This window comes from Brevibacillus sp. FSL K6-2834 (assembly GCF_038592925.1).
Taxonomy (GTDB): domain Bacteria; phylum Bacillota; class Bacilli; order Brevibacillales; family Brevibacillaceae; genus Brevibacillus; species Brevibacillus borstelensis.
In genome coordinates this window covers 472,501-494,760 of record NZ_CP151945.1, presented here as the reverse complement: position 1 = coordinate 494,760, position 22,260 = coordinate 472,501, and the positions used below count along the sequence as shown (strand labels likewise).

The following is a 22,260-nucleotide window of genomic DNA, read 5'->3' as shown; positions in this document are numbered from 1 at the left end:
GGGGCGACTAACCCCCGTCCTCTCACACCACCGTACGTACCGTTCGGTATACGGCGGTTCACCAAGCTTGACGAATTTGAGAATATCGTTGCACTAAGCTTTTCAGCCCTTGTTGTTGCCAGTAGGCAATGCCGAGGGCTTTGTGTATATGCGGAGACTTTGTGGTACGCCATGCACCCTTGCGGGTATTTGCAATTTCAATGGCTTTTACGTGAGATATGCCAAGAGAACGAAGTTCTCGATATCTGGTTCTCACGCGTTTCCACTGCATCCACAAACAAAGACGGAGCCTGCGCCTTGTCCATTCCTCAATGGATTGTAGAATGCCCTTCGCGTCTGCAAGGGCGAAATATCCAATCCAGCCCATGAGGTACTGATTTATTCTTTCAATCCGCTTCTCCATCGAGATGCTCCACACCGGATTCGTGATCGTGCGGATTTTCTCTTTTAGCTTGAGGAGGGATTTGGGGTGGATGCGAATCCTTGTCTGTTTTGCAAAGGTAAAACTAAAGCCCAAGAATTTTCGTTTCCATGGTCGGTCTATCGCGCTTTTCTCCTCATTTACTTTTAGCCTTAGTACCTTCTCCAAGTGGTTTTGAATACTCTTCTTTACTCGTTCCCCTGCCCGTTTTGTTTTCACGTAGATATTACAATCGTCTGCGTAGCGGCAGAAACGGTGGCCTCTCTTTTCGAGTTCCTTGTCCAAATCATCAAGTAGGATATTTGCCAAAAGTGGGCTTAACGGCCCACCTTGCGGTGTTCCTTCACTTGATGTTGTACAGACGCCATTTATCATGATCCCCGCATTCAAGTAGGAACGAATCAGTCTTAAAATTCTCTTGTCCTGAACTTTTCGAGCCACACGGCTCATTAGAATATCATGATTTACGCGATCAAAGAATTTCTCTAGATCGATGTCCACCACGAAACGATATCCTTCGGAGATATACGCTTGCGCTTTCCTTACTGCCATGTGAGCGCTACGTTTTGGACGGAACCCATAGCTAGATTCCGAGAAGGTGGGGTCGAAGATCGGCGTTAACACTTGGAGGATGGCCTGCTGAATAAAGCGGTCTACCACGGTGGGAATGCCTAATAACCTTACACCACCGTCAGGTTTCGGGATTTCGACTCTGCGAACAGGTGAAGGTCTATAGGTTCCCCTTTCCATCTTCTCGCGGATGGCTTGCCAGTGTTCACGTAGATAATCGCGTAGTTGTTCGGTTGAAACACCATCGACTCCACCGACACCTTTGTTTTCCTCCACTCGTTGGAGTGCCATCCGTAAGTTTTCCCGTGATAAGACTTTTTCCAGCAAATCCATAATGATGTTCCTTCCTTCGCACATGCGGACTCCGTGCTTGCTGTACGATACTCAGCCCTCTTTTGTACCCTCGGGGCTTCACCCCTGCTCTTCAAAAGTAGTTCCTTGACAGAATTCTGCTTCGACGTACCGTATCAAAAGACATGGATCGCATGCTGGCTTGATGTTCGGCCCTTCCCCATTCAAGCGTCCTCTACTCGGGTACTATGGCCTCTGCTGACTTCTGCATGTTCAGCGTCTCCTTACGGAGACGGTTACCAACAGTTGAAGGCGTTTCATGCAGACCTCCCCAGGTAAGAACGATAACTTTCATCCCATGTACCTGCCCAAGTTTACTACTGTATCCCTTGGCTGTATGGGGCTTTGTCTTGTTTGGCAGACTCGCCCGGATACAACAGCCTCAAATTGGGTTCGTGTACCTCAGGTCGGGATTTTGCCGCCGGCTTCCTTCAGATTCGACCTCGCGGTCGACACCCTTGCCTTGAGCTAACGGTTGGTACAGCCAACCCCCGTTCGGGACTTTCACCCTATAGCTATCGCCCATGCTGGGCGCACCAAAAAACTGGCATCGCACGAGGCAATGCCAGCAAACGATTCGATGTTTTCCCAAGCAAAGAAGCGAGCAGTTTTTCGCGTGCTAAACCATCAGGAAGATTTCCGCTTCGGCTCAGACGCATCGTGGTATTTGTATTCCTTTTCCCAGAAATCCGCATCCTTGATTCCCAGCTTTACCGGATCGAACACAGGGTCTTTTCCTTGTTTTTTCTGATCCTCGTAATCCTTCAGCACCTTCAGCGCCGGCTTCGTCAAAAGAAGTATGGCGATGACGTTCAGCCAGGCCATGCTTCCTACCCCGATGTCGCCAAGCGTCCAGGCAAGACTGGCCGATTTCACGCTTCCGTAGAAAACGACGCCGAGAATCACGATCTTCAATGCGTAATCCGACCAGATTCGTTTCACCGTGCGGTTCAAGTAGGCCAGATTGGTCTCGGCCATGTAGTAATAAGCCATAATCGTTGTAAATGCGAAGAACAACAGGGCGATCGCGACGAACGGAGCCCCAAATCCGGGCAGCACCGATTCGACAGCCTGTTGGGTGTAAACCGGCCCCGGCTCCACATCGCCCAGGTTGTTTACAATCGCGGGAGCACCTTCAGGCGTTACGTTGTACATCCCGGTAAAAAGAATCATGAAAGCGGTTGCAGTACAGACGAAAAGGGTATCGACATAAACGGAAAAAGCCTGAACAAGCCCTTGCTTCGCCGGGTGCGACACTTCCGCCGCAGCCGCTGCGTGAGGAGCCGTTCCCTGTCCGGCTTCGTTGGAGTAGATTCCGCGTTTTACCCCCCAGGCGATAGCAGAACCGATGATGCCGCCGAAGGCCGCGTCCGCTCCGAAAGCGCTTGAAAAAATCAAAGACAGAACAGCTGGCAATTGAGAAATATTGAGAATGACAATGATTAAGGCAACCAAAATATACCCGAGAGCCATGAAAGGCACTACGATCTGGGCAACGTTTGCAATCCGTTTCACACCGCCAAAAATGATGAAGGCAAGCACAGCAACGAGGAAAATGCCTGTAATTGCCGGATGAATCCCGAAAGCGTTTTCCATCCCTGCGGCAATGCTGTTCGCCTGAACGCCAGGCAAAAGCATGCCTGTAGCAAAAACCGTCACGATGGCAAACAACACTGCGTACCACTTCAGCTTGAGACCCTTTTCAATGTAGTAAGCAGGACCGCCTCGGAATTGTCCGTCTTGCTTTGTCTTGTACACTTGGCCGAGCGTCGCTTCGACAAAGCCTGATCCGGCCCCGAGGAAGGCGATCAGCCACATCCAGAAGACAGCCCCTGGACCCCCGTAAGCGATAGCGGTTGCAACACCGGCGATATTACCGGTACCGACACGTCCGGACAAGGCCATGGACAAAGCCTGGAAGGAAGAAACCCCTGCCTCTGAGCTTTTTCCATCGAACATTAATTTGACCATGTCCTTGATGTGCCTGACCTGCATGAAGCGGGTTGCAAGCGAGTAAAACAAGCCGGCTCCCAGGCAAAGATAAATCAATCCCTGGCTCCAAATAATGCCGTTTAACCAGTTAACGAACGCCTCCAAAAAATGACCCCCTCTTCATAACAATTATATGATCTTGTTTAATTATAAAATATTGACTATATTCTAACAACTGAAAATGTTTTCAGTTAACAAAAAATATGTTGTTCAGTCTATAGAAGCATAGAAGCGGTTTGTTACGTTTTCTCCATTCTCAGCACTATCAAAAGTCGTAGAGTACCTGAAATCGAATTCACTTCATTCACTTACCCGGAAGAGAAGTAAACAATGAAGTCATTTACAAACTTTGGGTTTCAACAGAATAGATAAATAAGTTAGCCGCCTAGATCTTCAGATCAAGGCGGCTACTTCTTTTACTATGCCAAAACGCTACTGATCATTCAACTCCCCTTGGAGTTTTATCTTTTTTTATTTTTATACAAAGTGAAAATAAGCAAAGCAGTATTTAAAATAAGCAATCCAATGAGCAAGTAATTCGTTGTATTTAAGTTCGAATTCAAAGAAGCAATTTCACTTTTAACTTCTAATAACGAATTACTTGTTTTGTCTCCTGCTTCCCGAATACTTGCAGAAAAAGCGTTCAAATACTGGTGTAGGTTTGTAAAATCAATCTCGTTTTTTCCCATGATAACCATCCTTTTTTTAAAAAATTTGGGAGTTATTTGAAATTTTCGTTGACACGGGCTACCACCAAATTATACCATATGAGTGGAAATTATGTAAAAAAGTTGGGAGTGTATTGCATTATGAGACTCACTAAATTCAAATCGCTTTTTGCAAGTTTGTTGTGTGGTGCATTAGTTTTATCTGCTGCTGGATTATCTACTCATGCAGCAGATGGTGTTCAAAAAGTCCAACTTAAATTGACCTCTGTTGAAATTGAACTGACCCCTGAAGTTGAAATGGTTCGGAGCGAAACTGAAAACTCTGCAACAATTGAATTAATTGACAAACAAACTGGTGAAGTAACTACTTCATATTCTGAGGTAATCGAAGAAGTGATCCCCGCGTCTGGCAAAGGAAAGAATGTCCTTGCATCTGATGGAACTTATACTATTGTAACTACTAAAAAGGAAAGAAAGGATGGTCCAGTAAATACGCAATTGTCCGCAAAGTTGAAAATCTACACTAATGGCTCTTTTAAACAAATTAATTCAATTGAGAGTACAGAGATGAAGATCACCAATTCTAATTCAGCTACGCTAGAAGACAAAGATGTAGTGGCAATCTCAACTACCGACAAATTCCCAACTCACACAGTTGAGATTAGCGGAAGTGCTACAATTACGTATACAAGTACTAATTCTTCAAGTGCATCAGGATCTTTTAGTGCATCGGCACTAACCGCAGCCGGATTTGAGGTTTCATACACTGGTTCTAAAGAATGGGAGTACTACGCTCGCAAAGCTATCGAAATGGGCCTTCGTTACAGCGTTAAATAGGCAAAAGACTAAACGGTTTCACAAAAAAACGTCTATATTACTAGAGTTTTGCAAAGGAACAAGCTCAGTACCTCTTGAGGTATTGAGCTTGTTATTTATCATAAAAATACACTTAATACTCCGAATAGAGTGAATAAATAACAACATCTTTCTCATACTGAATTATATAATTTGAATCCTGAACATCAAATTAATGAAGTCATCGTCTTCAAAACTCATTACGAGACACGACAAGTCATCTATTCTGTGCTTGGGTGAAAAAGTAATTATATACTTGATTTTTCTAGTTCTAGCTTTAATTGTGCCAACAACTCAAACTGTCGATTCTTTACAAACTCAGCTTTGATCAGCCTAAAGGTAGCCTCCACGACTGCATCTTGGTTCAACAAGTCCACGAGCAAGCAAAATAGTGCCATTTGTTTGCAACCCGAACGTAAGTCAAATCACTCACAACGGTTTCCAGTGGTTCCTCTTTGACAAATTCGCGGTTCAATTCATTCTGGAACGGGGAATCGTTGCATAACGACACATGTATGTCCCCCATTGGAAAAACCCCCGCGTTTTACCGATGATGACTTTAGGGGGTACAAATTTTAATGCCAGCAAAGAAAGGACAGTAGTTTCATCAGCAATACAGGAAGTGCCTAAAATGCAGGATTCAATGCAGCTAGAGGGTATCCTCTTTTTAGAATCAATTCTTCTTCCGACGAGCCACTCCTTGTGAGCGCAAACAAAAAACAGTCCCCGCAGAACCATCTGCAAGTGACCGATTTGGTTTATTTTTCTTCAACTGAAGCTACTGTCCAATCCCTTTGAGAGGTATTGGATATACCTTCCGGAGAGGATAACTGTTTCTTGGCGGTATTTTCCTCTACTTCTTTGATGACTACCTTTACTGATTTCCCCTTACCCTCGTCTCGCTGAAAAAGGAGAATGGTTTCACTTAAATCTTCTTTTACAAAAAAGGATCGGCACCAAATCCCCGGGTTCTCTGACGCTGTTGAGCGTATGCAACATGACGTCCCTGTATTCCGCCCGATCATCTAAAGGAAATTTATCAAGCAAAATGCCTTGGTCGAAGTAATCGTACTGAGTGTATTGTTCCATGTCAACATCGAACTTTTTAGCTGATTCTTCCCATGAAGCTGTCAGCTTCTTGTTCAATTTGTCAGAGCGTTTGTGCACGATGCTGTCCTTAGATTGAACAAGATTGACTTTGTGTTCGTCTTTATTGGCATAGACATAGGCGCCGGTTGAGCTTGTTATTATTGCACTCAAAACCAGAAAAGATGCGATGGATTATTTACTCATCATATCGAAATCCTCCCGTATGATTAATGTGGGTAACAATCAGATGTATCCCCATCTGCAACTAACTTCCCTGAGTCGTCCCACCATTATGGTAAGAGAAAGCCGTAATTTCATTGTCACCTTTAGATGACTTAGCTGCGTATATTTTTTTGTTGCATCTCCCCTCCCAAGATTCACCTTGCTCGACTCTCCGTTGGTAATAAGCTCCATCTCTATAGATCCCAACATAAACCATACCGTATAAATCATTATATTGAGATGATTGTTATTCCTTCAGCGTAAAACTCCGGATAAGTTTTTCTTTCACCAGTAACAGTTCTATTGTTGTCTCCCCATGGATCAGGGTAATTATTAGGATCATACTGGGTAAAATTCGCATTAGCTGTGTATGTCGTAGCTGCAAAGGCCAGAGTACATAGCTATGTCGAAATAGCAGTTTTTTTCACAAAACTTCTCCTCCTAAAAAAAGGGTTGTTTTATTCCCATAAAAGATACATTTATATACCATATAATTCAAGTTATTACTATTATTTTAAAATATTATTTATGAACCATTTCACCTAACTCTCTTTTTTAAAAAGACGGAATGAGTAACCACACCGTTTCATAAATTTTTCTAAACATAAGTCATCAATTTTCCATTACGACTAATACAGGCACTTTAATAAAAAAATAACCCGCAAGAGGTGCACATTTTAAAGTGTCCGTCTTGTGGGTTATAGTGCAGGCCAAAGAGCCGGTTTTTTGAACTATTCGTGATCTTAGCTTCTTCCAAAGCTTTTCCAAATTCGTTTACGTCCTGATACATTTCCTAGTGCCCAGACGGCAAAGCGAGCCCGATCCGCTCAATCAGCTTTTGGCTTTCTTCATTCAGTCCTTCGAGCACAATCTCTTTGCCGGCCTGCCGATAAGCAGCCACTACCTTGGAAATGGCCGTTACCGCCGATTGATCCCACACATGAGAATGGCGGAAGTCCACTACCACCCGCTCAGGGTCGGACTGGACATCGAACTGTTCGACAAAATGACTCATCGTTCCAAAAAACATCTGTCCGGAGACGGTGTATACCTTCACACCGTTTTTATCGTACAGGACATTTGTCTTCAAGCGAGCCATCTTCCAGCCAAATACGAGAGCGCTAATGACCACTCCGGCGATAACGCCTTTGGACAGATCGTGCGTAGCGACCACAATCGCTACGGTGACAATCATCACGACTGCGTCGCTGAAAGGCACGCGGCGCAAATTGACGAGAGACTTCCAGTCAAACGTGCTGATGGAGACCATTATCATGACGCCAACGAGCGCTCCCATAGGGATCTGCTTGACGACGTCGCCCAGCACCATGATCAAAAACAGCAGGAACAGTCCAGCCACCAGTGTAGACAGTCTTCCGCGGCCTCCCGATTTCACATTGATCACCGATTGGCCGATCATCGCGCATCCGGCCATTCCGCCAAAAAATCCGGTCACGATATTGGCGATGCCCTGGCCCTTTACTTCCCGGTTCTTGTCGCTTTTCGTCTCCGTCATCTCATCGATGATGGTCGCTGTCAAAAGCGATTCCAAAATCCCGACGAGAGCAAGTGCAAAGGAATACGGGAAGATGATCGTCAAGGTCTCCCAGCTAAACGGGACATCTGCAACATGAAATACCGGCAGGGTCCGCGTTATTTCCCCCATGTCACCTACTGTCCGCACATCCAGACCTGCCCAGATGGCCAGAACCGTCATCACGATGATCGCGATCAATGGAGCCGGCACCGTTTTCGTGACGAGAGGCAGCAAATAAATAATGGCCAATGTTCCCGCGACCATTGCGTACATGATCCAAGATTCGCCGACAAAATGAGGAAGCTGCGCCATAAATATCAGGATCGCCAGCGCATTGACGAAGCCGATCATGACAGAGTGCGGCACGAAGGTAATAAACCGGCCGATCCTGAACACGCCCATGATGAACTGGAGAACCCCTGTCAGCACAGTCGCGGCAAACAGGTACTCGATGCCATGGTCCTTGACCAGCGTCACCATCAGCAGCGCCATTGCGCCTGTCGCAGCGGAGATCATCCCTGGACGCCCACCCGTAAATGCGATCACACAGGCGATGCAAAACGACGCATACAAACCCACCATCGGATCGACTCCGGCGATGATCGAAAAGGCGATCGCTTCAGGAATCAAAGCGAGAGCTACCGTCACTCCCGCGAGCACATCACCCCGCAGGTTGCATAGCCAAGTCTTTTTCAGTTGTGAAGTAATCAATGCATGACCTCTTTTCTGCTAAATTTTCCGAGTCTCGTTCAAGCTTTTGATTTTGCCGAAAAACACATTGACTTTCTCCTCGCAAGAAAGTCGGGGCCGTTGAATACGAAAACATATTATAAAGGATATAGGCAAAGTTTGACCATGTTAAATTATGGCAGGAGCTGTTGTATTCTGCTTCTGTTCGCAGAAAATAAAGTTTTAGACTGTATCCGTTGATTTGCTCCCAAATAAAACAGCGGAAGCCACGGACCAGAAAACAAAGTCCCAGACTCCCGCAGCTTTATTAAAGCTATCGATCCCGTTGGTTGGATACTTCTTACGTCACTCCTTGGCTCTTTATAGACACATCTTTTTCCAATGTTAATTCGTGAAATGATTTCACGCGTAGCTGTAAAAATGGGGTGAACCATAATGTACAAGCCGAAGCTAACAATCCAATGCCACCCGCAAATAAAGCGAACCGTAAACCCATTGCTCCCCCGATCATCCCTCCCATTAACGAACCAAGAGGTAAAGAACCCCACGAGATAAATCGAAATGTAGCGTTCACGCGACCTTGCAGGGCATCGGGTACAATTACTTGACGTAAACTGATGGTACTAATGCTAAACATTGAGACCCCCATTCCGAAAAGAAGCTGTCCGAGCATCATAATCAACGCAATACTTAATTCTGATCCTACTGCTAATGGAGCAAGCAAACCGCCACTTGCTGCGATCGTAGCGGAACCCACAATTGTCGGACCTACTCCAAAACGATGTACAGCCCTTTGGGCAAGCAGAGAGCCAAATAGGTACCCTACTCCTAGCGTTCCATAAATGATGCCGAGAATGCTCGCACTGATTTTGAGTTCCTGCGATGCATATAGAACATAAACACTAAAAATAACATTCCAGGAAAGGTTAAAGACTGTTGAGCAGCGCACCACTCCCCACAGCAACGGTTTTGTGTAAACCGTATGCAGCCCTTCTTTCATTTCCAGCCACATGTTTTTTGGTTTTTTCGCATCTGTCACGACTTTCTCCAACTTGCGAATCCGGGCTATGTACACAGCGGATACAAAAAAGAATACCGACGTGAACAATATTGCAAAAGGAGCGGTGATTACCTGTTCCAATCCACCTGATAAACCCGGCCCAGCAATTTGTGCTGCAGATTTACTTGTCTCTAGTTTGCTATTTCCATCAACAAGCTGCTCCTTGCTCACGACGGAAGGCAAAAAGGATGTATAGGCAACATCAAAAAAGACAGTACAGATACCCACTATGAAGGCTACCAAATATAGAACTGTCATATTCAGGAATCCAATCAAGGCTGTCAGCGGCACAATGAGCAGTAATGCACCCCTGAAAAAGTTAGCGGCGACAAGAATGGGTCGCCGGGGAAATCTGTCTATCCATACACCAGCGAGCAAACCGAAAATGATAAATGGCGCATACTCGGCAAAACCAAGCAACCCCATTTGCATGGGACTGGCCCCTAAATAGAGAGCTGCCACTAATGGCATTCCTAATAATGCTACCTGAGTCCCAAACTGTGATGCAGTTTGCCCAATCCAGAGCCTGCGAAAATCTGTGTTCGTTAACAATCCTTCTGCCTTGTTACTCATGCTCGTTCCCCCATTTTCGTCACAACTCATTGCCATTCAAATTTGCATTTTTAGTATAGGGGAACTTACGTTTCAAGATCTTGCGCTTTCATTATCACAAAATGTTGGATGATTCATTTTGTTATGAAGGCCTTTGTCTGCACTTTTCGTTTATAATGCCATACCATTTACTCCTCGGTTCCGCCAGTATCTTTCCGAGTCTGCAACATTATTTTCTTCGAACAGCTCCGACAATCTCCTGTACCCTGCTTGCGACTCTTATGAATAACGGCAAAAAGCCCGTCCCTTGCATAACCGGTACGGGCTGATTCAACCTGTATCATCTCACGTTATTTTCTGCCTACCTTTTTCAACACGGCTTCCCTTTCGTTTTCATGCAGCAATTGATTGGCCATCGGAATTAACATCAGATTTTCTTTGCTCAGGTGGTCCAAAACGAGCTGCCACGCCTCACGCATCAAGGCAATCAGCCGGTGGCTGCTCTGTTTGGTCTTTTGACAGCATTCCGTTTCAGATTGAAGCTGCAGAAGGGTGGCGCGAATCCGTTCGTGCTCCTTTTTCATTGCAGAGACCGGGTGAACAAGGGTAAGGTTCGCTTGTGTGATCAGAGGAAACAAAATCTCTTCCTCTTCCGTAAAGTGGTGGAGCATATTTTGCACCAGGTCGGCTGTAAGGGCCACAATCTGCTCTTCCTTCTCCGCATCCCAATTGGAACCGGAGTATAGGAGTTTTTTCAGTGTTTCTAGCTGCTGCAACAAATGGTCGTGTTCCCCGCGAAAATATCGCAGCAATGTCGCACATTCCCCCCTTTCCACAACATTCATGATAGACCCCGTTCCTCGCCTCCATAGTGAGGATCGTCACAATCTGCTCAAAAATACATGATTTTTCTTGAAATGTGACTGTAGTCACTGCATTTCCACAGCTCCATCCGATAGAATGGTTTGGACTACTCAACAAGTATCGACGTCTGCTCGTATGAAATGGGGGAGCGCGATTGGCTAAAAGCCTTACCTTTGTCCAGCAGATCTCGCCTGACTTCCTGGCGAGGCTGTATACTCTCGCCACGGAGAGAAATTTCCCGGCCGGAGCCGTTCTCTACATGGATGGCGACCCTGCTGAATACCTTTATCTCATCTCGTCCGGGCAAGTAAAGCTGACGAAGACCACGGTTGATGGAAAAGAGCTTACCCTGCAAGTATTCGGTTCAGGCGAGCTCGTCGGGTTGGCCGGCTTGTTTGAAGCAGAGCTGGTCCACACTGCCAGCGCGGCCATACTGGAAGACGGAGCGGTCCGAGTGATCCCGCGCGCTGGCCTGGAACAGATTCTGATAAAAAACGGGGAGTATTGCGTAGACTTCATGCGTTGGATGGGAATCATGAACCGGCGCATGCAATCAAAATTCCGCGACCTGTTGTTGAACGGAAAAGTCGGCGCCTTGTATTCCACGTTGATTCGCATGTGCAATACTTACGGAGAAGAGCGGTCCGAGGGCATTTATATCAATCTTTCTTTGACCAACCGTGACCTTGCTCATTTTATCGGCTTGACCAGAGAAAGCGTAAACCGGATGCTGTCAGACCTGAAGAAGCAGCAAGTGATTGATTTGCTGCCGCATGGACATATCCTGATCAAGGATCTGACCTATCTGAAGGAAACGATTTGCTGTGACGATTGCCCGCCGGAAATTTGCCAAATATAGCTGCAAGCAAAAAGCACCCTGCCGTCTCCATTGGCAGGGTGTTCGATTGCCTGGCAAGCCGCTGTCTGTCTCTTGCGACTCTCTACTGACGCACTTTTCGGCTCAGTTCTGACCTATTCTAACTCAGTTCTGACTCACTAAACTGACTCACTTCTGACTCTTTTTCCTACTCCCGCCCCCGCTCTCGCCGATAAATCATATATGCAAGCGGAAACAGCAGAAGATTGACAACTGAAAGCATAACGCTCACTTCATATCGCTCGGCGAAGTACATATTCACCGTATACTGTGTACAAATGATGCTACCCAAAAGCACCAAAGCCAGCAGGATGATGCCTCTGACATTATGTTTCATACGGTTTCACCCCGATTGCGTAAATACTTCCCCCTTCGATCTCCAGCTCTATTTCGGGCAGCGCCCTTCTCGGCGGCCCGGCTAACGGCTCGCCGGTCATGACGTCAAATTTGCCGTGGTGGCACGGGCAAAGCAGCTCGTTTTTTTCTGTACTCCAGAAAACCGGACATTTTAAATGAGTGCAGGCATTTTGATAGGCCCTCCACTCGTCCTCTCCTACCCGTACAAGCAATGCCCCTTCGTGGTCGCTTGGATAGAAGAATTCCACTGCCTCCCCTGTTTTCACAGCTTCCGCTTCGACGATCTTTTTCCGGGGGTATTTCCCGCTTCCCGGCGCCAGCAATTGTTTGGCAGCCAGCGTCCCCCAAGGCAATGTGGAGACTGCGAACAATCCGACACCGCCCAGCACCGTTTTCATAAAAGCCCTGCGGTCCAGCGAACGTTCATTCGACCGATGGATATTGTGCGTATAATTGTCGTCCCGCTCCGGCACGTTCCTTCTTTTGTCGTCACTCATCCTGTCCTTCCCCCTTTTCAAAGCAATCGTTCCGTTCGGCTCTGTTGCCTGGCAGCCGCCGCACTCAAGGACTTCAAGCAGCGCTTGTCGTCTTGTCGCCTATACCGCGAACCGCACCATGCGGCTAAAAGAGCTTCTCCCTTCCCTGCAGAATGCCTGGCAAGCTGATCCTCACGTTTGTTTCGCCCTCAAGCGGATTGAACGGCTGGCTTGCAACCCATTTGCCGTTGGACAGGAGGTGCTGCTCCTGTTTCCGTGCGAGCTCCGCTTCGTCGATCCACTGCAGGGTGTTGGTCGGGCAGACAGATGCGCACATGGGCGGAATGCCGTCCTTTGTACGGTCGTAGCAAAGATCGCATTTGTACATCAGGTTTTGCTCCTGATCAAATTTCGGGATACCGTAGGGGCAGGCGATCGTACAATTCTGGCAGCCGATGCACTTTTCGACCAGCGCCGAGAGGACAGCGCCGTTGTCGGCGATCTGGATTGCCTGCGCCGGACAGCTGCGGGCACAAGCCGGATTGACGCAATGCAGGCACATCAGCGGGATCGTTTGCCGCGTGTGAAAAGGATCGACGTCCATTACGTAGTTGCGGTTGCGATTGTCATGACCTCCGCACTGCGTGCAGGCAGCCAGACAGCTTCGACAGCCAATGCAGTTGTCCATTTCAATGTAGAGCACTTGCTTACCCATGGCGGCGCTCCTCCCTCCCCAGCTTGATGAGTTGTGCGGCGCATGCCTTGAACTCCGGCATCTTGCTGTACGGATCAAGCGCTGGATTGGTCAATAAGTTGATCGATTCATGCTTGCCCCAGTGATAAGGGACAAAGACCGTATCCGGCCGGATTGCCGCGATGACTTTCACTTTGTAGGGAGCTTCTCCCCGCCGGGTTTTCAGCAAAACCGTCTCTCCGTTTTGGAGGCCGTAGCGTTCAGCGGTCTCGGGGTGAATTTCCAGCAGCGGGTCCGGGTACATGGCATGCAAAAACGGAATGCGACGCGTCTGGTTTCCCGACAAGTAATGGTACACGACACGGCCAGTCGTCAGGCGAAGCGGATAGTCCTCATCCGGCTCCTCGGCGGGGGGACGGTACGGCAGGGCGCATATCTTCGCCTTTCCGTCCGGATGGTAGAACTTTTTGTCCAAAAACAGATGGGGCATCCCTTGGTCTTCCTCGGAGACACACGGCCAAAAGACCCCGTTGTTTTTCTCGATTTTCTCATAGGTGACGCCGGAGTAGTCGGCCACCCCACCCTTGGAGACGCGACGCAGCTCGTCGAAAATATCCCGCGGGTCCTTCAGATGTTCAAAATACTGCCCCCGCCCCATTCGTTTGGCGATCTCGATCTGGATCCACCAGTCCGGCTTTGACTCGGCGTACCACTCCTGGGCCTTTACGTGGCGGATGATGCGTCCCTCGAGATTGGTCGTCGTGCCGTCGTCTTCGGCCCATGTCGTCACAGGAAGCACCACATCGGCGTATTCAGCCGACTCGGATAAATAGAAGTCGCAGCAGACCATGAAGTCGAGGCTTTGCAGTGCGGCCCGGACGTGGTTCTGGTTGGGCGCGCTTACGGCCGGATTGGAGCAGAGCAGGTACAGCCCGCGAATCGTTTTGTCCAGCATCAGCCCGAACATTTCGTAGGCGGAAACTCCTTTTTGCGGCATCTCCTCCACGGGGATCCCCCAGGCGCAAGCCACTTCTTTTACGTGCTCCGGGTTGTCCATCTTGCGGTACCCGGGCAGTTGGTCCGCTTTTTGCCCGTGCTCGCGTCCGCCCTGGCCGTTTCCCTGTCCGGTAAACGTGGCCACGCCTGATTTCGGCCGGCCGATCTTTCCTGTCACGAGCGCCATGTTGGTGTAGGCCGATACGTTGTCCGTCCCCTTGGATTGCTGTTCGGCTCCTCGGCAGAACATGACGATCGCTTCCGGTGCCTTGCCGTAGATCTCGGCAGCCCGGATGATTTTCTCTGTGGCGATCCCGGTAATGCCGCTGACGTATTCCGGTGTGTAGGCTTCCAACAGCTCTTTTGTCTCCGCGAAGCCATTGGTGTGGTTGCGCACAAATTCCTCGTCTACGTAGCCGTTTTTGATCAGCAGATGGACGATTCCGTTTGCCAAGGCCAGATCGGTTCCGGGACGCAGATCGAGGTGGATGTCCGCCCGGCGGGCAAGCGGAGTCTCGCGCGGATCGGCGACGATCAGGTAGCCGCCCCGATTCTGCACCTCCCAGATGCGAAACATGCTGGTCGGATGGCATTCCGCTGCATTGGAGCCGGCGATAAACAGGCAGTCTGTCTGATGCAGGTCGGTCCAGGGAACGGTAGAGCCCCGGTCAATGCCCAGACTGCGGTTGAGGCCTGCTGCTGCCGACGACATGCAAAATCGCCCGTTGTAATCGACATAGCGGGTTTGCAGCGCGACCCTGGCGAATTTTCCTGTCAAATAGCACTTTTCATTTGTCATGGAAACGCCGGAGAAGACAGACAGGGTGTCTTTGCCGTATTTCCCCTGCATGTCCCGGAACCGGTCTGTGATCAGGCTGAGCGCTTCTTCCCACGAGACCTCCTCGAAGCCATCCGGCGTTCCTTTTAAAGCCGGATTCTTCCGCACAAGCGGACGTTTGATCCGATCCGGATGGTTTACCTGCTGGTAAGCCGTCACGCCTTTGGGGCACATTTTGCCGAGGTTGACCGGAAAGTCGTAGCGCGGCTCCACTCCGACGATCGTATTTGTATTCGTATCCACCCTCAGCTTCATCCCGCACTGCATTCCGCAGTAGCAGCAATGCGTGGACACCAGCTTTTCATGAGGATGCACGACATTTTGTATCTCTTTGAAAAATTTATCCGTTTGCATGCTGGTTCGCCTCCTTGGCGTCTATCTGGTGTGTCGGAATACCGGTAAACCGGAACATGCGGTACTTGCGTCGGCAGGGGAGGCACAGTTCGGCCAGATGGTACCCGTGCTCGGTCCGAAATGAAAGGTCGTTTTTCGCAAGCACCTCAACCACATCGGCAGACTGCTCGGCCGAAACGAAGCCTGTGCCGCATGCCTTGCACGCCTTCTGCTCCAGCGCACCGTAATGCTCCCGGTAGTTGCGGGCGAGAACGCTCATCGGACGGAACGGGATGTGCGCCAGTTTGCCAAACGGCAGGTAGATCAGCGTCACGATCACGGCAAACTGGTGAATGATCGTGAGCACCGGATGGCCAAACCCTCCGGCAAACATATTGACGCCGGTCAACGCAAGTCCGGTCACACTGACGAACAGCAGCATGTAAAGCGGCAGGAAGTCGTAAAAGAAGGTTTGCTCCGCCCGAGCCTGCATGTTCTTGAGGCGACGGTACAGAGCCATGCATACGCCGGCAATGACCATGAAGGCGGAAATATTCAGCGCATTGTAAAACAGGTAGGCGAGCAGACCGTCTGCTTTGATTTTCATCACGTCGATGCCCATCGCGACGACGTGGTAATAGCCGTTGTCTTCCATCGTGAAGTACATCCAGCCAAATACCAGCGGGAATGTGACAAGCGCTGAGAGGATGCAGCCCCACCCCACCAGGAAATGCTGTGTCCAGCGAAACCAGCCGCGATTCCAGATGAAGCGGTACGTGAGCAGATGCTCCGCCGACGTTTTGCTCGTACCGCGGCGAAACAGCAGCTTCAAGCCCTTTTTCAAGATCAGCTTGGTGGGCGGCCGCTCCGCCCAGGCGGAGAAACGGTACAGAAACCCGCCGATAAATACCAGCGTCCCGACGATGTAGCCGTACAGGGCCAGGTCGATATGCGTAAAGAATCGAGATCCCAGATAGCTCAACACAAACAGGATACAGACGATGACAAATGCCCTTTGAGCCAATGTGGAAGCAAACGCGTGATTCACGGGAAACCCTCCTTCTCTTTCGGGAAAGCGTTCGTTCTCTTGACGGCTTCATTCTATCAACCCGGCCTTTTGCCGGTTGTGATGTTTGTCACTTGCGTCGGCCCGGGACGGCCTCTTTTGTCGAATCCTGCTCGTTTTGTCATCACTTCTTCACAAACCGGTCGGCTCGTACTTGCAAGTCCGTACATGAAAAAAGACAGGCACATACGACCGCCTGTATGCGCCTGCCTGTATTTGTTTGTTTGTTTGTCTGTCACCGCTTTATCTTTCTTCCATGGAAGCTGTATCGTTCTTTCGCCCAGCTTTACACATCCTCTGTCCTCACCTTCTGTCCTCACCTGCCGCCTCTACCCGGAAGCCTTTTCTGCTCTTTGCTGCGTCACATCGCTAAACATCCCGGCATAGTATTTCACCTCACCGACGTCATTGCGGATCGCGCTGATCGTGAGCCATTCCAAAAACAGACCGTTGTCTTTTCGCTTGTTCCATATCTCCCCGGCCCAATATCCCTGCTCCTCAATCGCTTTCCACATCCTGTCGTAAAACGCCCGATCTTGTTTGCCGGACTTGAGTATGCTGGGGTTCTTGCCGATGACCTCCTCTTTTTTGTAACCGGTCACTTGTTCAAATGCAGGATTCACAAACGTAATCGTCCCTTTTTTATCCGTAACGACGATCGCCTCGACCGTGTTTTCCACGATGCTGAGGGCGAGCGTAAGCCGATCCTGGTAGTACATCCACATCACCATGATGAAGCAGCAGAGCGCCACCTGGGAAAGCGCCATGAAGCCGATCGCGTAATGTCCGGTCAGATTGAACAACAGGGTCAGCATCAGCGGCGGGAAAAAACCGCCCAAACCGCCCATGGCGGAGACAATTCCGTTTACAATTCCCGCTTGCTTGGAAAAATACATCGGCACCAGTTTAAAGACGGCTCCGTTTCCGATACCCGCGCAGGCCGCAATCACCAGACAGCCTACTGTATACAAATGGATCGACAGCGAGAAGGACAGCAGTATGCCCGCAGCGGTCATTCCGGCAAAGACGACCAGCAGCACCTTGAACGAATCCCAGCGGTCACCGAGCCACCCGCCTATCGGGCGGGCCAGCGTAGCGAGGACGATAAATCCTGCTGTGCGCAGCCCCGCATCCACTTTGTCCAGTTCAAAATGGGCGACCAAAAAGTTAGGCAAATAGACGGTAAAGGCCACAAACGAGCCGAACGTAACGAAGTAGAAGAGACTTAAAAACCAGAGTCTTTCGTTTTTGTAGACGCTTTTGATCTGCTCCTTCAAGGAAACGGTTACCCGCGGTTCCGCTTTATCGCCGAGCAAGAGATTCAGCGCCGCAAATCCGGCTAGCAGCACCATGTACAGTTGAACCGTTGCCGACCATCCCCAATAGCTTGCGATGACAGGCGCCCCGAAAGAGCTGATCGCTGTCCCGATATTGCCCATTCCGTATATCCCGTTGACGGAGCCCAGCTTTTCCTTTGGATAATACTTGGGAAGCGACGTCACCCCGACTGAAAAGACCGCTCCCGAGATGCCCAGAAACAGTCCTCCGATCATCAGGTCGGCTGCACTCGTAGCCTCGCTGATGTAATACACGGGGACCAACAGGATCAAAAAACTGATGGCAAACAGCAGCCTCGCCCCGTAACGGTTCGCCAGATAGCCGACCGGTATCCGCAAAAGGGAACCGAGCAAAACCGGAATGGCCGTAATCCAGGCGATTTGCCCCTGTTCGAGCGACAAGCTTTCTTTCATAAATGGCATCAATGATGATAGGATCACCCAGACCATAAACCCGACGACCAGACTGGCGGTCTGCAGCGGCAATTGTATTTTCTTTACCATGAGCACTCATCCTCCTTGAGGAAGTTACACCCTCATGGTAATTGAATTTGGAGCAGGAGATTGTGATAAATCTCACAGGTGCCCTCTCTTCGTTTATGAAGACAACAAAAAGGGGTGGCATAGGCCACCCCGTATATCAATGTGGGAGGGAAGTAGTTTGAAAGCACTCAGACGCGACTTGAACGTTATGTCGTACTAGATGTACAGCTTAGTTGCCGGAACCCGTTGAAGCAGCTGGGTCGGTTGTACCACCTTCAGTTTTGCTTGCATCAGCATCTCCGGACTGAGAATCAGCCGAACCTGTCGATGCATCGGAAGAACCTTTCGACGCATCCGTTGAATCGGTTGTGGAATCCGATCCAGTCGACGCATCAGAAGACCCCGGTGTGGAATCCGAAGCTCCCGTCGACGCGTCAGGAGTCGATTGATCTTGGGAAACAGAACTATCTGTAGACTGATCAGTTTCGGTTGTGGAGGAAGACCCAGGGGTCGTTGCGCTTCCGTCTTGTTGTGTCGCTGGTTCCGGGTTGCTGGTCGGGCTGGAGCAAGCCACCAAGCTGCCGGACAGAAGAAGTGCGACTGCCGCTAAGGATATCCATCGTTTGTTCATGATTGAACTCCCCTTTCCTGTCTTTACTTTGTGACTTCTTTCGGCCACATGTATATCGTAGCTGGGAAAGATGATCATCCTGTGAGGAGAGTGGGAAAAAACCATGAACAAAATATGAAAAAACGATGACCTTCTCAAACTGTCAGACTGTCAGGAAACCGACCGTTCGCAGTTCAGTGCCGGCAGCCGGACGATAAACACGCTTCCCTTCCCCGGCTCGCTCTCCAGTGTTACCTGTCCGTCGTGCAGCTCAACCAATTCTTTGACGATCGCAAGTCCAAGCCCTGTCCCCTTGTTCTTTTTGGAACGGCCGCGGTCAACCTTGAAAAAGCGCTCCCAGATCCGCTCCTGATCGTCCGGCGAGATGCCGATCCCCGTATCGCTGACGGAGATTTCCACCCACTGTCCATTGCTTCGGGCCGAGAGGCGAATCGTCCCCTCATCGGTGAACTTGATCGCATTTTTCACGAGGTTTTTCAAAATTTGTGCGACCCTGTCTTTATCGGCGTACACCTTGGGAAGGCCCTTCGGCTGCTCTACGATGATCTCAATGCCCTTTTCCTCGGCTTCCGGGCTGAAGGAAAACGCCACCTTGTTCATCAGCGTTTCCACATCAACAGGGAATTTCGCCAGCGTTACTTCATTGTTCTCCAGTTTCATCAAGTCCATCAGATCATCGACCAGCCGACTGATGTGCAAGGTCTCCGAATACATGACCGCGTAGTATTTCTGACGGGATTCCTCTTCCTCGACCAGCCCGTCCTGCAGCGCCTCCAAAAAGCCTTGCATCGCCGTCAGCGGCGTCCGCAATTCATGCGAGACATTCGCAAGAAAATCGTTCCGAACTTGCTCCAGGTGCTGCCGCTCCTGTTCTACACGCTCCAATTTGCCGGCGAGCGTATTGATCGTCTGGGCCAGGTCGCCAATCTCGTCGGCAGTGTCTACCTGTACACGTTCGGAGTAGTTCCCCCGTCCGATCTCCGCTGTCGTCCGTTCGATATTTCTGAGCGGCCTGGAAATGGACCAGGACAAATACGAAACCATCGCCGTAGACAAGAGCACGCCAAACAAGGTCGCCCAGAGAATCGTTTCCCTCATCTGGGCAAAGGTCCGCTCCACTCCCTCAATCGGCGCATGCAGAATGATCCCCCCGTACACCTTTTCCCCTTTGCCCCAAGGGATAGATACGGATAGCATCGGATCTTCCAAGCCTTCCATCTTTAACTCCGTAACCGCATTCTTTCCTTTTAATACGGAATCGGCAATGGAGTGGGCAACCGCTTTTCCCGTAAATACCTCATCCTTCATAGAAGTCGCCACAATCTTGCCTTTTTGGTCAAACAGCCAGATGCGCATGTTAAAGGACTCATCGAGCGAGGCCAATTTTCCAAGCAGTGCCGGGTTGATTACATTGCTGTCTTGGATGGCGGCATTCACTCGCTTCGCCTGACGAAGCATCTCTTCTTTTTGGGCACCGTAAATGTACTCCTTTGCGAGAAAGGAGATCAGGATGCCGGAAAAGCCCAAGCCGATGAGGACCGTAGCCAAAAAGCTGAACAGCAGACGGCGGAAGATGCTTTTTGACATCCCCATCATGCTTCATCCACTCCGAATTTGTAGCCGATCCCCCACACGGTGTGTATGCATTCATAAGGAAGCACCTGGAGCCTTTGCCTGATTTTTTTGACGTGCACATCAATCGTACGGGCATCTCCGAAATAGTCAAAACCCCATATCTGTTCCAATAATTGCTCACGTGAAAACACGGTGCCCGGTGACTTCGCCATGTGCACCAGCAGGTCAAACTCCTTTGGACGAAAACTGATTTTCTCGTCTGCAGCCAGCACTTCCCGTTTTTCAATATCAATCATGAGCCGATCAAAGGTAAGTACCTTCGCCGTATCCTCTTCCTGCTTTTCTCTCGGCTGCGTCCGTCTCAAGATCGCCCGGATCCGGGCCACAAGCTCCCGGGGACTGAACGGTTTGGTTACATAATCATCGGCGCCCAGCTCGAGGCCAAGCACCCGGTCGAATTCTTCATCTTTGGCCGTCAGCATGATAATCGGAGTATCCCATTTCTTGCGGATTTCTCTGCACGCTTCAAAGCCATCCATATGGGGCATCATCACATCGAGAACGATGAGATCGGGAATCTCCTTTTCCACAAGCTCCAAGGCTTGCTTCCCGTCGTTTGCCACGACTAAATCAATTTGTTGTTTGGAAAAGAACAGACGGATAATTTCGCACACATTTGGATCGTCGTCCGCGACTAACACTTTCGTATTTATCATGGTCAACAACCTCCCTTCTGTGGACAGTGCCTGCCATCCGTAAGCAGAAAAGCATAAATTTTTATCATGGTAACATATAATAGCTTGCTTGTGGACCTGCATAAGTCATGCCGCCATAGTATGATTCTCCAGTACAGGATGGGGCTGGATTTTCTGGTACAATCCGATGCATTCCATTGCTTTCCGATACATTCCTTTGATTTCCGAGGCTTTTTTAAATACCGGCATCGGGTGATCCTTGCAAAAACAAAAGCGCTTTTTCTGATAGGCAGGCAAAAGTCCTTCATAGCTTTTATCCATCGAAAAAGGATGTGCCGATTCCGCAGCACATCCCGTACACCTTATTATTTCATGATGGTCAACAATTTGCAAACCCCATACTCAGCCTTCTCCCTGTCCCCCTCGGGAATTCGCTTCAACAGATCGAGCGCGGCGTAAGGCACTTTTAACGCATGCGGATCTTCGTATGTCTTCTCCCAATATTCCGGTGCAAGAACAGATGAAAACTCCGGTTCATGCACTTGGTCCCTTCGTACCTCCTCAGGCATTTGGCGATTGAGGTACATTTGTATGCGGTGGTTAATCATGCCTGCATCGACCAAGTCCTTATAACCGAAGCGTTCCAGGTCGGTAAGTGCTTGCGCAAACGTAATGCTGTGCTCGGTTTCTCCGGCGAAATGGTACATGACGCCATCGATCTTTCTTCCTGCTGATACTGTATGAAGCTCTTCAAATGCACGTTGCGCCATATCGACAGTGTCTCGATAGGGGGGAACAAATGGCCGGACATCCGGTTCGGTTACTTCAAAGTAGTTATCGATGCCCCAATATCGGTTCTGTCTGTCCTGCGTAGTCAATTCCAATACATGGACCAGGCCGTCCACGATCTCGGCTGTAATGAGTTCCGGCCGTTGCCGTAACGCTTTGAGAGCGAGTACCCCCAGCGCCAATCCGTGTCCGGAGGTTCTCAGTCTTTCTGTATTTGTCTGAATGCCCGTTACCAAACGTTC

At 49.5% G+C, this 22,260-nt stretch carries 18 protein-coding genes and 1 pseudogene (1 of these 19 only partly in view); 2 read left to right on the top strand and 17 right to left on the bottom strand.

All coding sequences use genetic code 11. The features are described from left to right. Positions 1 to 58: 58 nt before the first annotated feature. The 3 genes from ltrA to NST96_RS02630 all read right to left on the bottom strand — a co-directional run bounded on the left by ltrA (position 59) and on the right by NST96_RS02630 (position 4,023). Positions 59 to 1,324, bottom strand: a complete 1,266-nt coding sequence (ltrA, locus tag NST96_RS02640) for a group II intron reverse transcriptase/maturase (protein ID WP_024985202.1) — start codon at positions 1,322 to 1,324, stop codon at positions 59 to 61. Between the two features lie 645 nt (positions 1,325 to 1,969). Next, positions 1,970 to 3,439: an alanine/glycine:cation symporter family protein gene (locus NST96_RS02635; RefSeq protein WP_003389938.1), complete on the bottom strand. Its 1,470-nt coding sequence runs from the start codon at positions 3,437 to 3,439 to the stop codon at positions 1,970 to 1,972. 356 nt (positions 3,440 to 3,795) lie between these two features. Then, the gene (locus NST96_RS02630; protein ID WP_024983041.1) at positions 3,796 to 4,023 is read right to left on the bottom strand and encodes a hypothetical protein; all 228 of its coding nucleotides are present in this window, start codon (positions 4,021 to 4,023) and stop codon (positions 3,796 to 3,798) included. Between the two features lie 120 nt (positions 4,024 to 4,143). Here NST96_RS02630 and NST96_RS02625 point away from each other — a divergent pair, with 120 nt between their 5' ends. After that, the gene (locus NST96_RS02625) at positions 4,144 to 4,839 is read left to right on the top strand and encodes a hypothetical protein (RefSeq protein ID WP_024983042.1); all 696 of its coding nucleotides are present in this window, start codon (positions 4,144 to 4,146) and stop codon (positions 4,837 to 4,839) included. 368 nt (positions 4,840 to 5,207) lie between these two features. Here the strand turns inward: NST96_RS02625 and NST96_RS02620 are convergent. The 4 genes and pseudogenes from NST96_RS02620 to NST96_RS02605 all read right to left on the bottom strand — a co-directional run. Then, positions 5,208 to 5,338: pseudogene (locus tag NST96_RS02620) on the bottom strand (IS3 family transposase); the annotation flags it as partial. Between the two features lie 1,623 nt (positions 5,339 to 6,961). Then, complete coding sequence (locus NST96_RS02615; RefSeq protein WP_338463493.1) at positions 6,962 to 8,413, bottom strand: SulP family inorganic anion transporter; 1,452 nt, start codon at positions 8,411 to 8,413, stop codon at positions 6,962 to 6,964. 322 nt (positions 8,414 to 8,735) lie between these two features. Continuing rightward, a complete protein-coding gene (locus NST96_RS02610) occupies positions 8,736 to 10,028 on the bottom strand; it encodes an MFS transporter (RefSeq protein WP_339167212.1) in 1,293 nt (430 codons plus the stop codon). 329 nt (positions 10,029 to 10,357) lie between these two features. Continuing rightward, entirely contained in the window at positions 10,358 to 10,852 is a 495-nt protein-coding gene (locus NST96_RS02605; RefSeq protein ID WP_003389942.1) for a hemerythrin domain-containing protein, read from the bottom strand. Between the two features lie 173 nt (positions 10,853 to 11,025). On the opposite strand from NST96_RS02605, the gene NST96_RS02600 reads away from it, so the two are divergent. Further along, positions 11,026 to 11,730, top strand: coding sequence for a Crp/Fnr family transcriptional regulator (locus tag NST96_RS02600; protein WP_003389943.1), 705 nt, complete (start codon positions 11,026 to 11,028; stop codon positions 11,728 to 11,730). Positions 11,731 to 11,896: 166 nt separating this feature from the next. Here NST96_RS02600 and NST96_RS02595 read toward each other — a convergent pair whose 3' ends face one another. The 10 genes from NST96_RS02595 to NST96_RS02550 all read right to left on the bottom strand — a co-directional run. After that, entirely contained in the window at positions 11,897 to 12,085 is a 189-nt protein-coding gene (locus NST96_RS02595; RefSeq protein WP_003389944.1) for a hypothetical protein, read from the bottom strand. Next, positions 12,075 to 12,602 carry a Rieske 2Fe-2S domain-containing protein gene (locus NST96_RS02590; RefSeq protein ID WP_031932617.1) on the bottom strand — a complete coding sequence of 176 codons (528 nt, stop codon included), beginning with the start codon at positions 12,600 to 12,602 and terminating at the stop codon, positions 12,075 to 12,077. The genes NST96_RS02595 and NST96_RS02590 overlap by 11 nt, the downstream gene beginning before the upstream one ends. Positions 12,603 to 12,726: 124 nt before the next feature. Further along, positions 12,727 to 13,296, bottom strand: a complete 570-nt coding sequence (locus NST96_RS02585; protein WP_003389947.1) for a 4Fe-4S dicluster domain-containing protein — start codon at positions 13,294 to 13,296, stop codon at positions 12,727 to 12,729. Next, positions 13,289 to 15,463: a molybdopterin oxidoreductase family protein gene (locus tag NST96_RS02580; protein ID WP_003389948.1), complete on the bottom strand. Its 2,175-nt coding sequence runs from the start codon at positions 15,461 to 15,463 to the stop codon at positions 13,289 to 13,291. Before NST96_RS02580 ends, NST96_RS02585 begins: the two co-directional genes overlap by 8 nt. Then, positions 15,450 to 16,490: a hypothetical protein gene (locus tag NST96_RS02575; protein ID WP_003389949.1), complete on the bottom strand. Its 1,041-nt coding sequence runs from the start codon at positions 16,488 to 16,490 to the stop codon at positions 15,450 to 15,452. The genes NST96_RS02580 and NST96_RS02575 overlap by 14 nt, the downstream gene beginning before the upstream one ends. Positions 16,491 to 16,837: 347 nt before the next feature. Beyond that, positions 16,838 to 18,349, bottom strand: a complete 1,512-nt coding sequence (locus NST96_RS02570; RefSeq protein WP_172920770.1) for a nitrate/nitrite transporter — start codon at positions 18,347 to 18,349, stop codon at positions 16,838 to 16,840. A 195-nt stretch (positions 18,350 to 18,544) separates the two neighbouring features. Then, the gene (locus NST96_RS02565; protein ID WP_155808001.1) at positions 18,545 to 18,721 is read right to left on the bottom strand and encodes a hypothetical protein; all 177 of its coding nucleotides are present in this window, start codon (positions 18,719 to 18,721) and stop codon (positions 18,545 to 18,547) included. 388 nt (positions 18,722 to 19,109) lie between these two features. Next, positions 19,110 to 20,555 (bottom strand): ATP-binding protein, encoded by a 1,446-nt coding sequence (locus NST96_RS02560; RefSeq protein WP_172920771.1) that lies wholly within the window; start codon positions 20,553 to 20,555, stop codon positions 19,110 to 19,112. Continuing rightward, positions 20,552 to 21,250: a response regulator transcription factor gene (locus tag NST96_RS02555; RefSeq protein ID WP_003389952.1), complete on the bottom strand. Its 699-nt coding sequence runs from the start codon at positions 21,248 to 21,250 to the stop codon at positions 20,552 to 20,554. Before NST96_RS02555 ends, NST96_RS02560 begins: the two co-directional genes overlap by 4 nt. 344 nt (positions 21,251 to 21,594) lie before the next feature. Beyond that, on the bottom strand, positions 21,595 to 22,260 hold the 3' portion of the coding sequence (locus NST96_RS02550; RefSeq protein ID WP_039070368.1) for a hypothetical protein. It continues 240 nt past the right edge of the window; the window shows 666 of its 906 coding nt (coding positions 241-906); its start codon lies off the right edge, out of view — the gene reads right to left on this strand; its stop codon occupies positions 21,595 to 21,597.

Bases quoted from the DNA above. Each gene is read 5' to 3' on its own strand.
- NST96_RS02565 (WP_155808001.1), bottom strand. From the start codon at position 18,721: ATGCGTCGACTGGATCGGATTCCACAACCGATTCAACGGATGCGTCGA.
- NST96_RS02605 (WP_003389942.1), bottom strand. From the start codon at position 10,852: ATGAATGTTGTGGAAAGGGGGGAATGTGCGACATTGCTGCGATATTTT.
- NST96_RS02555 (WP_003389952.1), bottom strand. From the start codon at position 21,250: ATGATAAATACGAAAGTGTTAGTCGCGGACGACGATCCAAATGTGTGC.
- NST96_RS02610 (WP_339167212.1), bottom strand. From the start codon at position 10,028: ATGAGTAACAAGGCAGAAGGATTGTTAACGAACACAGATTTTCGCAGG.
- ltrA (WP_024985202.1), bottom strand. From the start codon at position 1,324: ATGGATTTGCTGGAAAAAGTCTTATCACGGGAAAACTTACGGATGGCA.
- NST96_RS02560 (WP_172920771.1), bottom strand. From the start codon at position 20,555: ATGATGGGGATGTCAAAAAGCATCTTCCGCCGTCTGCTGTTCAGCTTT.
- NST96_RS02590 (WP_031932617.1), bottom strand. From the start codon at position 12,602: ATGAGTGACGACAAAAGAAGGAACGTGCCGGAGCGGGACGACAATTAT.
- NST96_RS02580 (WP_003389948.1), bottom strand. From the start codon at position 15,463: ATGCAAACGGATAAATTTTTCAAAGAGATACAAAATGTCGTGCATCCT.
- NST96_RS02570 (WP_172920770.1), bottom strand. From the start codon at position 18,349: ATGGTAAAGAAAATACAATTGCCGCTGCAGACCGCCAGTCTGGTCGTC.
- NST96_RS02585 (WP_003389947.1), bottom strand. From the start codon at position 13,296: ATGGGTAAGCAAGTGCTCTACATTGAAATGGACAACTGCATTGGCTGT.
- NST96_RS02625 (WP_024983042.1), top strand. From the start codon at position 4,144: ATGAGACTCACTAAATTCAAATCGCTTTTTGCAAGTTTGTTGTGTGGT.
- NST96_RS02630 (WP_024983041.1), bottom strand. From the start codon at position 4,023: ATGGGAAAAAACGAGATTGATTTTACAAACCTACACCAGTATTTGAAC.
- NST96_RS02595 (WP_003389944.1), bottom strand. From the start codon at position 12,085: ATGAAACATAATGTCAGAGGCATCATCCTGCTGGCTTTGGTGCTTTTG.